At 65.2% G+C, this 14,443-nt stretch carries 12 protein-coding genes; 7 read left to right on the forward strand and 5 right to left on the reverse strand.

Features of this window, described 5'->3' with window-relative positions; genetic code table 11:
- Positions 1 to 131: 131 nt before the first annotated feature.
- Entirely contained in the window at positions 132 to 2,207 is a 2,076-nt protein-coding gene (locus AC1RUR_RS30340; RefSeq protein ID WP_492850884.1) for a methyl-accepting chemotaxis protein, read from the forward strand.
- Positions 2,208 to 2,322: 115 nt separating this feature from the next.
- Positions 2,323 to 3,054 (forward strand): sulfite exporter TauE/SafE family protein, encoded by a 732-nt coding sequence (locus AC1RUR_RS30345; protein ID WP_492850886.1) that lies wholly within the window; start codon positions 2,323 to 2,325, stop codon positions 3,052 to 3,054.
- Between the two features lie 32 nt (positions 3,055 to 3,086).
- Here AC1RUR_RS30345 and AC1RUR_RS30350 read toward each other — a convergent pair whose 3' ends face one another.
- The 5 genes from AC1RUR_RS30350 to AC1RUR_RS30370 form a co-directional block, all read right to left on the reverse strand.
- Entirely contained in the window at positions 3,087 to 4,406 is a 1,320-nt protein-coding gene (locus tag AC1RUR_RS30350) for an ABC transporter ATP-binding protein (protein ID WP_492850888.1), read from the reverse strand.
- A 15-nt stretch (positions 4,407 to 4,421) separates the two neighbouring features.
- Positions 4,422 to 6,155: an ABC transporter permease gene (locus AC1RUR_RS30355; RefSeq protein ID WP_492850890.1), complete on the reverse strand. Its 1,734-nt coding sequence runs from the start codon at positions 6,153 to 6,155 to the stop codon at positions 4,422 to 4,424.
- Positions 6,156 to 6,184: 29 nt separating this feature from the next.
- Positions 6,185 to 8,224 carry a carbohydrate porin gene (locus AC1RUR_RS30360; protein ID WP_492850892.1) on the reverse strand — a complete coding sequence of 680 codons (2,040 nt, stop codon included), beginning with the start codon at positions 8,222 to 8,224 and terminating at the stop codon, positions 6,185 to 6,187.
- A gap of 342 nt (positions 8,225 to 8,566) precedes the next feature.
- The gene (locus AC1RUR_RS30365; RefSeq protein WP_492850894.1) at positions 8,567 to 8,827 is read right to left on the reverse strand and encodes a hypothetical protein; all 261 of its coding nucleotides are present in this window, start codon (positions 8,825 to 8,827) and stop codon (positions 8,567 to 8,569) included.
- A 139-nt stretch (positions 8,828 to 8,966) separates the two neighbouring features.
- Positions 8,967 to 9,773, reverse strand: coding sequence for a creatininase family protein (locus tag AC1RUR_RS30370; RefSeq protein ID WP_492850896.1), 807 nt, complete (start codon positions 9,771 to 9,773; stop codon positions 8,967 to 8,969).
- Between the two features lie 151 nt (positions 9,774 to 9,924).
- Between AC1RUR_RS30370 and AC1RUR_RS30375 the strand changes: the two genes are divergently transcribed.
- The 5 genes from AC1RUR_RS30375 (at position 9,925) to AC1RUR_RS30395 (ending at position 14,390) form a co-directional block, all read left to right on the forward strand.
- A complete protein-coding gene (locus AC1RUR_RS30375; protein WP_492850898.1) occupies positions 9,925 to 10,947 on the forward strand; it encodes an ABC transporter substrate-binding protein in 1,023 nt (340 codons plus the stop codon).
- A gap of 104 nt (positions 10,948 to 11,051) precedes the next feature.
- Complete coding sequence (locus AC1RUR_RS30380; RefSeq protein WP_492850900.1) at positions 11,052 to 11,867, forward strand: ABC transporter ATP-binding protein; 816 nt, start codon at positions 11,052 to 11,054, stop codon at positions 11,865 to 11,867.
- On the forward strand, positions 11,864 to 12,679 hold the full coding sequence (locus tag AC1RUR_RS30385) for an ABC transporter permease (RefSeq protein WP_492850902.1): 816 nt from the start codon (positions 11,864 to 11,866) through the stop codon (positions 12,677 to 12,679). Before AC1RUR_RS30380 ends, AC1RUR_RS30385 begins: the two co-directional genes overlap by 4 nt.
- Positions 12,679 to 13,668, forward strand: a complete 990-nt coding sequence (locus AC1RUR_RS30390) for a 2-hydroxyacid dehydrogenase (protein ID WP_492850904.1) — start codon at positions 12,679 to 12,681, stop codon at positions 13,666 to 13,668. Before AC1RUR_RS30385 ends, AC1RUR_RS30390 begins: the two co-directional genes overlap by 1 nt.
- The gene (locus AC1RUR_RS30395; protein ID WP_492850906.1) at positions 13,668 to 14,390 is read left to right on the forward strand and encodes an AprI/Inh family metalloprotease inhibitor; all 723 of its coding nucleotides are present in this window, start codon (positions 13,668 to 13,670) and stop codon (positions 14,388 to 14,390) included. Before AC1RUR_RS30390 ends, AC1RUR_RS30395 begins: the two co-directional genes overlap by 1 nt.
- Positions 14,391 to 14,443: the final 53 nt, after the last annotated feature.

Below are 14,443 nucleotides of genomic sequence, written 5' to 3' on the forward strand. Positions count from 1 at the left end.
GGTGATGCGCTGCGGAAGGCCCCGCGACGGCATGTCACCCCGCGGAACTACGGGCGCGCCGTTGTTTAACGGGCCCTTAGTGGCGGCTCGCTAGGTTCTCGGCATTTGCAGAAATGTATTCGGGGACCAAGATGCGGATCGGAAAGCTCTTCGCGCTGTCGATGCTGACGGTGACGGTTTTTGCAGTCATCCTCGGCGCCGAGGTGCTGATACCCCAGGCGCGTATCTTCACGAACCGATCCGATGCGATCAAGACCGTCGACGCTTTCGGTGCGACCCTGATGGTCAGCCAGCACGTCGCCGGCCTTCGCGCCCCCTACATTGGAGTGATCTTCCAGGAAGCCGTTGCGACGCAGGCCCAGATCGACGCTGCCGCGAAGGCCGCGAAAGCCGCCGAGACCGCTTTCGAGGGTGCCAAGCGGGCCATCATGGTGCTGGATGACGGCGGGGCGATGGCCGAGAATCTCGACCGTGCCGCACGGCGGCTGAAGGAGATCCACACTGCGGCAGATCGCGCGATGAGCGTTCCGCTGGCGGCCCGCGACAGCACCGCGATCAAGGGCTTCCTGCCTGGCGTTGCCGAGGTGCTCGGCAATATCGAACCGGTCATGAACCGGCTCGAAGCGAAGGTCATCAATGCCGATTCCTCGCTTGCGGCGTTGCTGAGCCTGGCGCGGACGGCGCAGGATCTGCGTGTTGCGGCCGGTAGCCGCGCGGCCACGCTGTCGCCGCCGCTGACCGCGCGCCGGCCATTGACGGTGGCCGAAGCGTCGCTGATGGATCGCATGCAGGGACGCGTCGAGGCGGACCGCGAGCGCATCGAGGCCGGCATCGACCAGCTCGGAAATCCGCCGCGGATCGCCGCTGCGTACAAGGCGGCGACGGATTCCTACTTCGGAAAAGCCGCGCCGGTGATCGATAAAGAGATGCCCGCCGCGCGCGGTGACGGCAAATACGCCATCGGCGCCGACGATCTGGCCAATGTCATCGTGCCGGCGATCCAGATGTTCTACGGCGTGCGCGACGCCGCGCTGGCCGAAGCTGCCGAGCGCGCCGCGGCTGCGCGTGACGGCGCGCTGGCGATGCTGGCGCTTGCGGGCGTCGCGGTGCTGGCGCTGCTCGGCACGCTCGCCGGCGTGACCATGATGCTGCGCAGCCGCGTGGTGACGCCGCTCGCGAGGCTCGCCGACGTGATCGGCACGCTCGCCGCCGGACAGCATGAGGTCGAGATCCCCGCGACCGGCCGCGATGACGAGATCGGCCAGGTGGCGGGCTCGCTGCGGCACTTCAAGGATTCGCTCGTCGCCAAGAAGGCGGCCGATGAGGCGGCCGCGGTCGAAGCCGAGGCGAAGCTGCGTCGCAGCCAGCGCATGGACCAGATCGCGCGTGACTTCGAGGCCATGATCGGCGAGGTCATCAACACCGTCGCGTCGGCCTCTTCGGAGCTGGAGACGTCGGCGGGAACGCTGTCGAGCACGGCCGAGCAATCGGAAAGGGTCACCGCCACGGTCGCGGCCGCGTCCGAACAGGCCTCCACCAACGTGCAGACCGTCGCCGCGGCGGCGGAGGAGATGGCCTCCTCGGTCGACGAGATCAGCCGGCAGGTCCAGGACTCCGCGCGCGTCGCCGGCGAAGCGGTGCAGCAGGCGGGGCGAACCAACGACCATGTCGGCGAGCTGGCCAAGGCCGCCGGCCGGATCGGCGACGTCGTCGAGCTCATCAGCCAGATCGCGGGCCAGACCAATCTTCTGGCGCTCAATGCCACCATCGAGGCGGCGCGCGCCGGTGAGGCCGGACGCGGCTTCGCGGTCGTCGCCTCCGAGGTCAAGGCGCTGGCCGAGCAGACCGCCAAGGCGACCGGCGAGATCAGCCAGCAGATCTCAGGGATCCAGGCGGCGACGGAGGATTCGGTCGGCGCCATCAAGGCGATCGGCGATACCATCACCCGCATGTCCGAGATCGCGTCCGCGATCGCCTCGGCGGTCGAGGAGCAGGGCGCGGCAACGCGCGAGATTTCCCGCAACGTGCAGCAGGCGGCGCGCGGCACCCAGCAGGTCTCCGCCAGCATCGTCGACGTGCAGCACGGCGCCAGCCAGACCGGTTCGGCATCCTCCCATGTGCTCGCGGCGGCCAAATCGCTGTCGGGCGAGAGCACCCGTCTCAAGGTCGAGGTCGGCAAATTCCTGGATGCGATCCGGGCCGCTTAGGTGCCCATTGTGGAGAGGACGCGCTTCTCCTAGACTTGCATCACGGGGGTGCCGCAGCCTCCCCGTGAAGTGGTGATCCCACGCAAGCGCTGCTCGCTGACGTATGGAGCGAGCAATGGACGGGATCGCAATCGAGCTTCCGCTTTTCCTGTTGGCCACCTTCGCCGGTGCGTTCGTCGCCGGCCTCTCCGGCTTTGCCTTCGGCCTCGTCGCGGCATCGCTGTGGCTCTACGTGCTGACGCCGCTTCAGAGCGCCAGCCTGATCGTCGGCTTCGGCCTCCTGGTGCAGGGCTACTCGGTCTGGAAGCTGCGCGGCGCGCTCGACTGGCGCCGGCTGTGGCCCTTCATCGTCGGTGCCGTCGCCGGCGTGCCGGCTGGCGTGTCGCTCTTGACCTGGGCCGATCCGGGCAGTGTCCGCATCGCAGTCGGAGCGATCCTGGTCGTCTACAGCCTCTACGCGTTCCTGCGGCCGAAGCTTGAGGTCGCGACCATCGTGTCGCCGGCCGCCGACATGGCGGTCGGTTTCGTCAACGGCCTGCTCGGCGGACTGACCGGCCTTGCCGGCATCGTCATCACCATCTGGTGCAATCTGCGCGGCCTGCCGAAGGACGTCCAGCGCGCAACCTTCCAGCCGGTCGCCGTCGTGGTGTTCGCCGTGACGGCGCTTCTGCTGGGCGCCAGGGGAGCGCTCACGCTGGAGACGGTGAAGCTGTTCGTGCTCGGCCTGCCGTTCCTGTTTGCCGGCACCTGGCTCGGGCTGAAGCTGTTCGGCCGGATCGACGAGGCTGCATTCCGCAAGATCGTGCTGGCGCTGCTGTTCGTCTCCGGCGTCGCGCTGCTGTTCTGAGTCGCGCTCACCCAAATTATGGCAGGCGGAAATCAGGCGCTTTCGCCCGGATTCTCCAGGCTGAACGTTTCGGACTGCTCGTCATAGGCGAACAGCTCGGCGTAGCGTCCCCAGGACACGACCGTCTTCAGCGTCTCGTCTGCGTAGTCCTCGGACATGTAGTCCTCGAGCTCGTTGCGGAATCGGGTTGCGGGCGCGGTGTGCGAAGGACGCTCGTCCAGCACGCGTCGGATCAGTCCCATCACCGGTACGTAGGTGACGAGATGCTCGGCGAACAGCTTCTTGCGTGCGTCGGTCTCGATATTGGCAAAGCGCTTTCCCGCGTCCGTGAGCATCAGGTCGCCTTCGCTGAGCTGCGCAAAGCGCAGGAGCTGGAGGGAATCGCCGAGATGAATGATCTCGTCGGCTTCAAACTGGAGCTGGCTTGCGAGCACGGGCAGGTCGGCGTGTCCATGATAGGGCGGCGCGGCCAGTGTCTCGATCAGGCCCGAAAGAACGTTGGATGAGACGTGGTGCAGGACCATGCCGACGCCGGTGCCGGGAATGCCCTCTACCGAAGCTGCTCGCGGCTCGGCGCGCTGGGTCATACGCGCATAAATATTGTCGACGAGCTGCCGGAAATACGGATCGAGCCGATTGCGCGGATGCTTCAGGTCGACCTTGATCTCGGTCGCAACCCGGCCCGGATTGGACGAGAACACCAGGATGCGATCGCACATCAGGACCGCTTCCTCGATGTTATGCGTCACCATGAGGATCGACTTGATCGGCAAGCGGCCTTCGATCCAGAGATCGATTAGATCGGTGCGCAACGTCTCTGCCGTAAGCACGTCGAGCGCAGAGAAGGGTTCGTCCATCAAGAGCAGGTCCGGATGCACGACCAGCGCACGGGCGAAGCCGACACGCTGGCGCATGCCGCCGGAAAGCTCTTTTGGATAGGCCGATTCGAATCCGTCGAGGCCGATCAGGTCGATCGCGGCCAGCGCGCGCTTGCGCCGCTCGGCGGCATCGACTCCGAGCGCCTCCAGCCCCAGCTCGACGTTCTGCAACACCGTCAGCCAGGGAAACAACGCGAACGACTGGAACACCATGGCGACGCCGTTCGGCGGGCCGATGATGGTTTCGCCGCGGCATGTCGCGCTGCCCGATGAGGGCGCCATAAGGCCGGCGATGATCCGAAGCAGCGTGGACTTGCCGGAGCCGGAGCGGCCCAGCAGGCCGACGATCTCGCCGGAATGGATGGTGAGGTCGACCTTTTCGAGCACCAGCAGCTGCTCGCCGCTGCCCTTCGGAAACGACCGGCAGACGTTGCGGATGTCGACGAGGGCGGATGACTTTACCTGGTCAAGCATGATTGTCCCTCCTTATCAGCCGAGACGCAGGCGGCGCTCGCCGAAGGCATAGAGCGGCCGCCAGAGCAGGCGATTGAACAGCGTCACCATCACGCACATCGTGGCGATACCAAGCACGACCCGCGGAAAGTCGCCGGCCTCCGTCGCAGAGGCGATATAGGCTCCCAATCCGGTGGCCTGCAAATGCGTTTCGCCCCAGCTTGCGACCTCCGCGACGATCGATGCGTTCCACGAGCCGCCGGACGCCGTGATCGCGCCGGTGATGTAATAGGGGAAGATGCCGGGCAGGATCACCTTGAACCACCAGCGCCATCCCCCGAGATGGAAGCTGCCGGCGGCTTCGCGCAGATCGGTCGGGAACGCGCTCGCGCCCGCGATCACGTTGAACAGGATGTACCACTGCGTACCCAGGATCATCAGCGGGCTCAGCCAGATATTGGCGCTGAGCCCATAGTGGACGATGATGAAGACGAAGACGGGGAAGGCGAGATTGGCAGGGAAGGCCGCCAGGAACTGCGCCAGCGGCTGCACGCGCTCGGCGAGCTTCGGCCGAAGCCCGATCCAGACGCCGATCGGCACCCAGATCAGCGTGGCGATGCTGATCAGCACGACGACGCGCAGCAGGGTGATCAGCCCGTCGCGGATCGCGATGGCGACGTCGGACAGGTCGAGGCTGGCCGAGAGGTAGCGATAGGTCAGCCAGGCGGCATAGCCGGTGCCAGCGAGGATCACGGCGATCCAGAGCGCGTCGACGAGGCGCGACGGGCGGCCCTTGCCGCGTCCCGCGGGAGACAGCTTCGGCAGCGGGATGCGCAAATTCGAGACCATCCTGTTTACCGCGGCGAAGGGACGCGTGACGGCGCGCAGCGCGCGGGTGCGGCGGAACAGGTCGAGCATCCAGGAGGTCGGCGCCTCGCCCGAAGCGGTCTGCTCGAAGCGGAATTTGTCGGCCCAGGCGACGATGGGGCGGAACAGCAATTGGTCATAGGCGATGATGACGAACAGCATCGCCAGGATCGCGTAGAAGATCGCCCCCAGGTTCTGCTGCTGGATCGCCATCGCAACATAGGAGCCGATGCCCGGCAGCGTCACCGTGGTGTTGCCGACGGTGATCGCTTCGGAGGCCACCACGAAGAACCAGCCGCCCGACATCGACATCATCGCGTTCCAGATCAGGCCCGGCATCGCGAACGGCACGTCGAGGCGCCAGAAGCGTTGCCAGCCGGAGAGGTGGAAGCTCTGTGTGGCTTCCTCCAGATCCTTCGGCACGTTGCGGATCGACTGGTACATGCTGAAGGTCATGTTCCAGGCCTGGCTGGTGAAGATCGCGAACACCGAAGCAAGCTCCGCGCCCATCACCTGGCCGGGAAACAGGTTCATGAAGAACACGACCGTGAAGGTCAGAAAGCCCAGGATCGGCACCGATTGCAGGATGTCGAGCAGCGGGACCATCACCATCTCGGCACGCCGGCTCTTGGCCGCGATCGCCGCATAGGCGAACGTGAAGATGGTGGAGCAGACGATCGCGAGCAGCATCCGCAGCGTCGTGCGCAGCGCATAGAGCGGCAGGTTCGACGGGTCGAGCGACACCGGCGTCAGCTCGAGCTCCGACAGCGGCGCCGTGGTCTGCTCGCCGCCATAGACGATCAGTACCATGGCGCCGACCACCAGGATCAGTGCGGCGATGTCCCAGACATTGGGGCGTAGCGCCTGCCCGATCGCGGCGCTACGTAGATCTCTCGGCTTCATGGGGCCCGCCCTTGGGCTGGAATTTTGGGCTAGAACTCTGCGTGCAGGCGGCCCGAGAAGATCGAGACCGGCCCACGGTCGGCGTTATAGGCCGGGTTTGTGATCAATTGATAGTCGGCGGTGAGGGTGACGTTCTTGATCACCGAGTAGGCGTAGTAGGCCTCGAGGATGCGTTCGTTGCGATAGTTGAGCTGGCCGTCGCCGATCAGGAGACCGGTGCCGCCGGCCGCCAGGAAATCGCGATGTGCGGCCGACAGGCCGTTGATGGCGCCGCCGATGCCGATCGTGTCGTCCGGCCGGCCCCAGCGGCTGCCCTTGATCGATACGCCGCCTGAAACGCTGCGGTCGATGTCGGTGAAGGAGAGAATCTGGTTCTGACCGTCGTTCCAGCTCGCGCGGGCGAACAGTCCGACGTCGGTCACGAGCTGCTGTTCGAGATTGACGTAGAAACCGTATTTGGAGCGGCTGCGCTGGTTCGCGATGGTGATGTCGTTGATGTCGAGCGCGGGATTGGCTGCAGCCAGTGCGACGACTTCACGATAATTCGCAGTGTGGCCTTCGTTGGCGAAGACGCCGACCCGCAGCTTGCCCGGCTGCTCGAAGATCGAATGGCGCTCCTCGAACTCGATCACCGCGCCGCCGGTCTTGTAGACCAGCGTATCGCTGTTGGGCGCATCGGGGACCTGGAACAGGCCGCCACGGACCGCCCAGTCCTTGCGATTGAGCTCGACCACGGCGCCGCGGGTGTAACCCGGCAGATCGGCCGGGAAGTCGTAAGCGCCGGACGACCACATCGCCCAGTTCATGAAGTCGGCGCGCGGGTCCTTTGCGTAGGAGTTGCCGTCGAAGAAATCGCCGACGGCGAAACGGCCGATGATCAGCGTGACGCGGTCGATGTCGCGCTTGCCCGCCAGCTGGTTCGGCGCGTCCGGCACGTCCTCCTGCTCGCCGCCGAGGCCGAAGGTCTGCTTGAAATAGTAGCGCTGCGCACGGATTTTCGGGAATGGCGCACCGGCCTTCTGCGCCTCGCCATTGGAGAAGCCGGCAAGGCCCAGCGTGCCGTTGATGCCGAAGCCCTGCGCCAGCTCGGGATTGAAATAGAATTCGCCGCCGTCCCACAGCCGCGCGCCCAGGAAGGCCGTGGTCGTCCACGTCGCCTGGAACTGGCCTCCGCCTGGCAAGCTCTGCGGACTCGCATAAGGCGAATGGATCGGCCCGTAGCCCTGCGGCAGCACGGTCGTCTGCGCGTGAACATTCCAGTCGCTGGACTCCGGCAGTTTGGTCTTGCCGTTGACCGGCGCCATCCAGGGCGTGTCGCCAAACTGGTAGTTCAGGCCTAGCTTGAACAGGTGAACGCGCGGTTCGACATCGACACTGGCGAGGCCAAAGCTGCTGAGGTCGTAGGTCCGGCGCGACAGCGCGACGTAATCGTATTCGGCCTTCGCGGTCCAATTGCCGCTGACGGCGAATTCGAGGCCGAGTCCCGCCGTCCAGCCGGTCTGATACTTTCCGACCGGGAACAGCTCCGACACTCCGTCGGCATCGTTGACGTTGATGTGGGTGTGGCCCCAGGCGAAACCGCCGGTGACGAACGGCATGAAGCGGTCGAAGGCATAACCGATACGGCCGCGCACGGTGCCGACATAGTCGAGCGTGGTGTTGAAGGGCGCCGGCGACCGTTCATGCGCGACGATGTCGCGTGCACCGGTGAACGTGGAGTCCGCTTCGATGCCGAGCACGACACGGTTGGCGAGCTGGCGATTGTAGCCGAGCTGGTAGCCGCCGCTGAACCCGGTGGCGCTGGGCGGCAGGATCACGCCTTGCAGCGGCAGTGAATTGGTGCCCGGCCCAAAGCTCGCATCGCCGTAGCCGAAATGGCCGCCGACATAGAAGCCGGTCCAGTCATAGACCGTCTTCGCGGCGCGCGCCTTGAGTGGCAGGTCGGCCGCCAAGCTCGCGGCGGGAAAAGCCAGCACGCCCGAGGCAATCGCCGCGGCCGTCCGCAAATACCTGTAACGGTGACTTCTCAACGTCAAAACGCACGCCCCCAAAACGCGAATGTGTCCCATCCGCCGCAACCGACATCCCTGCCGATTCGCAGCGGCCCTGTCACCAGGTTCCGGCTGTCCACGCCATTGGCCGAGATGACCTCGATCCGACGCGAATTCTTCCCAAGTTCCTGTGCCTGTTGCGAACCTTATTGCGATTAATTCGCAATAGCAACTAGTGCGGATTGCCGCAGGTGCTGGTTCGCACCGCTGTGTGACGCGCCTGCAACAAATTCCCGGTGCCTAAAAATGGGTGACCCCGCCCGGGGGGACAGTCGGGCGGGGTCGGGGGCACGACACGGGGTGGATGAGGCGCCCGTGTCGGACGCAGGATCCACGTGAGATCGGCCTCAGGTAGTCAAATCAGTAACAGCTGCGAACGCGGCCAACGTACTGGCCGAAGGCGTTGTACTGGGCGACCCAGCCGCAGCGGTGATAGCCGTAATAAGGATCGTTGCTGGCGGCGATCGCGGTGCCGACGACGGCGGCGGTGGCGATGCCGGCACCGACACCCAGGACCCAGCCGGGCTGCTTGGCTTCGGCCGAGGAGGTGGTGGTGACGACGCTGCCGGCGATGGCGAGGGTCGCGAGAGCTGCGGCGGCAATCCTGGTCTTGATCGACATGTGAAACTCCATCCGGGTTGAGGCGGTCCGTTGTGGTCCGCGTGGCCAGTTGGACGGAGGTTGCCCGCATCCGGTTCGAAGACCGCGGATACGGCCTCGGAGCGAGGCTCTTTCCCCAATGATTTCAGTGGGGTGGCGGCTAGCCGAGAGGCCCTTTGGCGAGCCTGGTCACGTCGAAGTTATCGACCTCGGCAAGCAGCTCGCAGAAGGCGCGCGCCCCCTGATCCAGCAATTGCTCGCCTTTTTCAGGCACGGCCAGCGTCGCATTGCCGATGGCGCCGCTGGGGTTGAGATCCTGCGCCTGCCAGGCGAATGGCGCAGGCCGCTGCGTCGACAGCCAGCGATATTGTTGCTCCATCGCGACGCTGCTCGCGGGAAAATCCGCGATCGCATCCTTGCGCAGCTGGTCGGGATAGCGCGCCAGCATGATCGAGGTTTCGATCGCGCCGCCATGAATGCCGTGGCGCACCTCCTCGGCCGGGAACAATTTGTCCGCGCCTGATAGCCGCGACCACGATGTCGTCACCACGAAGAGTTTTTGATGCGCGCGCAGATCCTGCGCGACCAGCATCATGGCCGCGCTGTTGCCGCCATGGCTGGTGATGATGACGAGCTTCCTCACGCCGCGACGCGCGATGTCCTCGCCGATCCCTGTCCACCTTTTCAGTGCCACATCGGTCGGCAGCGTCTGCGTGCCCGGATAGTCGATATGCTCGGTGGAAATCCCGACCGGTTCAACGGGGAGGAAACTGGCCGGAACGGTTTCGGACAAGAGCTCGCGCACGCGCGCCAGATAGGCCTCGGCGATCAGGACGTCGGTGGTCACAGGCAGATGCGGGCCGTGCTGCTCGGTCGCCGCCAGCGGCAGCACCGCGATCCAGCGCGCCGCGTCCGCAAGGCCGGCGTCGGGCCAGCGGATCTCGGTCCAGTCGCGGGACGGCGTCATCAAGTCTTCCCTGGAGGTTTCTTTGCCCGAATTTGTCACGTAATTTGGGGTATGGAGGGGACGCGGGCCTGGCCGGCTCGCGTCCCCTGACGTCTTGCGGTTTTATCGCGTTGGACTGGCATCGGCTACAAGCGATCGACGGAGTGCACCCATGAGCCCCTCTCATCTGCGGCGAGCGTTAACGGCAGGCTTGATGGCCGCTTTGGTTTCGGTGCTCCCGGCACGCGCCGAGACGCTGGACAAGGTCATGTTCGGCACCAATTGGGTCGCCGAGGCCGAGCATGGCGGCTTCTTCCAGGCGGTCGCCGACGGCACCTACAAGAAATACGGCCTCGACGTCACCATCGTCCCCGGCGGTCCGAACGAGAACAACCGGATGCTCCTGATCGCCGGCAAGATCGATTTCTTCATGGCCGCGAACACGCTGATGTCGTTCGACGCGGTCGCCAACAACGTCCCCGTCGTCACCATCGCCGCGATCTTCCAGAAGGATCCGCAGGTGATGCTGACGCAGCCGGACGCCAAGGTCGCCAGGATCGAGGACCTCAAGCCGCTGACGCTGTTCGTCTCCAAGGAGGGCATGACCAGCTACTTCCAGTGGCTGAAGTCCGAATACGGTTTCAGCGAGAAGAACGTCCGGCCCTACAATTTCAATCCGCAGCCCTTCATCGCCAATCCCAAGAGCGCGATGCAGGGCTACGTCACCTCCGAGCCCTTCGCGGTCGAGAAGGCGGCCGGCTTCAAGCCGAACGTGCTGCTGCTCGCCGATTACGGCTTCAACACCTATTCGACCCTGATCGAGACGCGCCGCGACATCGTCGAGAAGAAGCCCGATCTGGTGCAGCGCTTCGTCGATGCCTCCATGGTCGGCTGGTACAATTACATCTACCGCGACAATTCCGCCGGCAATGCCATGATCAAGAAGCTCAACCCTGAAATGACTGACGATCTGCTCGCCTATTCCGTCGCCAAGATGAAGGAACATGGCATCGTCGATTCCGGCGAGTCCCTCAAGAACGGCATCGGCGCCATGAGCGACGAGCGCTACACCTCCTTCTTCAACAAGATGGTGAAGGCCGGTGTGGTGAAGGCGGATCTCGACTTCCGCAAATCCTATACGCTGCGCTTCGTCAACAAGGGCGTCGGCGTCGAGCTGCGCCCGACCAAGCCGTAACGGATGTTGAGGTCAAGCCGAGACGTAGCCGCATCGTTCACCTCTCCCCGTTGGGGAGAGGTACAGGTTGCGGCTCGCTCCCACCACATCACAGCCAGCGTTCAATGGTAGAGCGCAAAACCTCGTCCGGGGTCGAGGCCAGCCTGACGGCGCTCGCCGTCAGCCTGCGCGGTGTGACGAAGGTCTATGACAACGGCGTCATGGCGCTCGGCCCGCTCGACCTCGCCGTGCGCAAGGGCGAGTTCATCTCGCTGCTCGGTCCGTCCGGTTGCGGCAAGTCGACCGCGCTGCGCCTGATCGCGGAGCTCAGCACGCCGTCGTCAGGCATCGTGCGGATGGCCCGTCACGAAGGACCGGCACAACCGGGCCACGGCATCGGCTTCGTGTTCCAGGAGCCGACCCTGATGCCCTGGACCAGCGTGCGCGAGAACGTGCGGCTGCCCTTGAAGCTCGCAGGCGTTCCGAAGGCGGCGGCGCGCGCGCGGGTCGACGAAGCGCTGGCCAGCGTCGGGCTTGCCGATTTCGCCGACGCCTATCCGCGCGAGCTCTCCGGCGGCATGAAGATGCGGGTCTCGCTGGCGCGCGCGCTCGTCACCGACCCCGATATCCTCCTGATGGATGAGCCGTTCGCGGCGCTCGACGAGATTACGCGCTTCCGTCTCAACAACGACCTGCTCGCGCTGTGGCGCAGCCTTGGCAAGACCGTCATCTTCGTCACCCATTCGGTGTTCGAATCCGTCTATCTGTCGCAGCGCGTGGTGGTGATGACGGCGCGGCCCGGCCGCATCCAGGCCGATATCCGCATCGAGACGGTCGAGCCGCGCGGCGAGGAGTTCCGCACCTCGGTCGCCTATTCGGATTACTGCCGGCGCGTGTCGGCCGCGCTGGCGCCGTCCTATTCGGGGCAACCGGTGCTATGAGCGCGCAGCCCTCCGCCGCCAAGCCGTCCGGCGCGCACCGTGCGGTGCGCTTCGTGCTTCCCGTCATCGTGCTTGCGGCCGGGCTTCTCGCCTGGGAGCTCGTGGTCCGCATCAGGGAGATCCCGCCTTACGTGCTGCCTGCGCCCTCCGTCATATTCCTGACGCTGATCAAGGACTGGGCGGTGCTGTCACAATCGCTCGCGACCACGCTTCTGACCACGCTCGAAGGATTTGTGGCGGCGAGCGTCGGCGGCATCGCGCTGGCGCTGCTGTTCAACCAGTCGAAATGGGTGGAATATTCGCTGTTCCCCTACGCCGTCGTGCTCCAGGTGACGCCTGTCATCGCGATTGCGCCGCTGCTGCTGATCTATCTGGAGCAGCAGACCGCGGTCGTCGTCTGCGCCTTCATCGTCGCCTTTTTCCCGGTGCTCTCCAACACCACGCTGGGGCTCAATTCGGTCGACCGCAACCTCGCCGGCCTGTTCCAGCTCTATGGCGCATCAAAGCCGCAAACCCTGCGTTTCCTGAAGCTGCCGGCGGCGCTGCCCTATATCCTCGGCGGTCTGCGCATCGCAGGCGGCTTGTCGCTGATCGGCGCCGTCGTGGCCGAGATCGCGGCTGGAACGGCCGGCGCCGGCTCCGGGCTCGCTTACAGGATCGCCGAGTCAGGCTACCGGTTGAACATACCCCGCATGTTCGCCGCGCTGCTGTTGTTGTCGCTGGCCGGGATTGTCATCTATGGGGTGCTGGCGCTAATTTCCCACCTCGTTTTACGGCGCTGGCATGAGAGCGCGCTTGGAAAGGAAAACTGATGTCTACCGGTTCGATTTCGTCCGACAAGATCGACCTTCTGATCTATGGGCCGGCGCGGCCGATCCTCGAAAACGGGTTTTCCGATCATTTCGTCGTGCACAAGGCCGAGACGCGAGGTGACCTCGAGCGGCTGACCCCCGCGATCCGCGAAAAGATCCGCGGCGTGGCTGTGACGGATCACACCGCCCGCGTCGACAAGGATTCATTGGCGCAATTGCCCAAGCTCGAGCTCGTGTCGAGCTTCGGCGTCGGCTACGATCATGTCGATGCCAAATACGCGGCCGAGCGCAACATCATCGTCACCAACACGCCTGATGTGCTGACCGAGGAGGTCGCCGACGTCGCGATGGGCCTTCTGATCTGCACCTTGCGCGAATTCATCAAGGCCGACCGTTACGTGCGTTCCGGTCTCTGGCAGACCCAGAACTACCCGCTGAGCGTCGGCTCGTTGCGCGACCGCAAGGTCGGCATCGTCGGCATGGGCCGGATCGGCCAGGCGATCGCGCGCCGGCTCGATGCCTCGCTGGTGCCTGTCGTCTATCATTCGCGCAATCCGTCCAAGGACGTCTCCTACAAGCACTACCCTGATCTGGTCGAGATGGCGAAGGCGGTGGACACCTTGATGGTGATCGTGCCCGGCGGCGCCAGCACGAACAAGATGGTCAATGCCGAGGTGCTCAAGGCGCTTGGGCCCCGCGGCGTGCTGGTCAACGTCGCGCGCGGCTCGGTGGTCGACGAGGCGGCGCTGGTGCAGGCGCTGAAATCCGGCACCATCCTCGCCGCCGGCCTCGACGTGTTTGCGGCCGAGCCGAACGTGCCGGACGAGCTCAAGACCATGCAGAACGTCGTGCTGCTGCCGCATATCGGTTCGGCCTCGGTGGTGACGCGCAACGCGATGAACCAGCTCGTGGTCGACAATCTCAAGGCCTGGTTCGCCGGCAAGGCGCCGTTGACCCCGGTTGCGGAAACGCCGTTCAAGGGGCGCTGATGACCGTTCTTCGGGTCGTTGCATTCGCCGTCGCGGCCTGCTTGGCCGCGATCGGCGCCGTCACGGCCTACCTGGCCGCGATCGGCATCGCGCATGCGCAGGATGCGACGACCCTGAAGAAGCAGATGCCCGGGCAGTGGGAGCTCTCGACCACCGAGCGCAGCAAGACCTGCGTGGTCACGATGAAGGCCGACGCTGCCGGCCAGGGCTTCAAGCTGGAGCTGGAGCCGGCCTGCAAGACCGCGCTGCCCTTCACCAGGGACATCGTCGCCTGGAGCGTCAGGGGGCTCGACATCGTTCGCTTGCAGGATGCGACCGGTGAATCCGTGATCGACTTCACCGAGGTCGAGGCCGGTATCTTCGAAGGCCTGCGCCAGGGCGAAGGCGTCTACATCCTGCAGGACCTCGCCGCCGCCCGTTCGATGGCCAAGTCGATGGACCAGATGATCGGCGACTGGTCGATGGTGCGCGGCAACGGCCAGCCGGTCTGCGGGCTGACGCTGACCAATACCGAGGCGGGGCCGGACAATTTCCAGGTCTTCCTCAAGCCGAGATGCGACGCGGCCATCGCGCAGTTCAATCCGACGCAATGGCGGCTCGAACGCGGCCAGATCATCCTGATGTCGAAAACAGGCGATGTCTGGCAGTTCGAGGCCGACGACAACGCGCAGTGGCGGCGCGTCCCCGACACCGCCGATCCCCTGATCATGCTGCGTCAGTAGGGAACTTCGCGGGCGACCTCGTCGTTGGCATGGCGGTGGCCGCAGGCGTTGCG

The organism is Bradyrhizobium sp. GW821-FHT12B03, assembly GCF_058807535.1.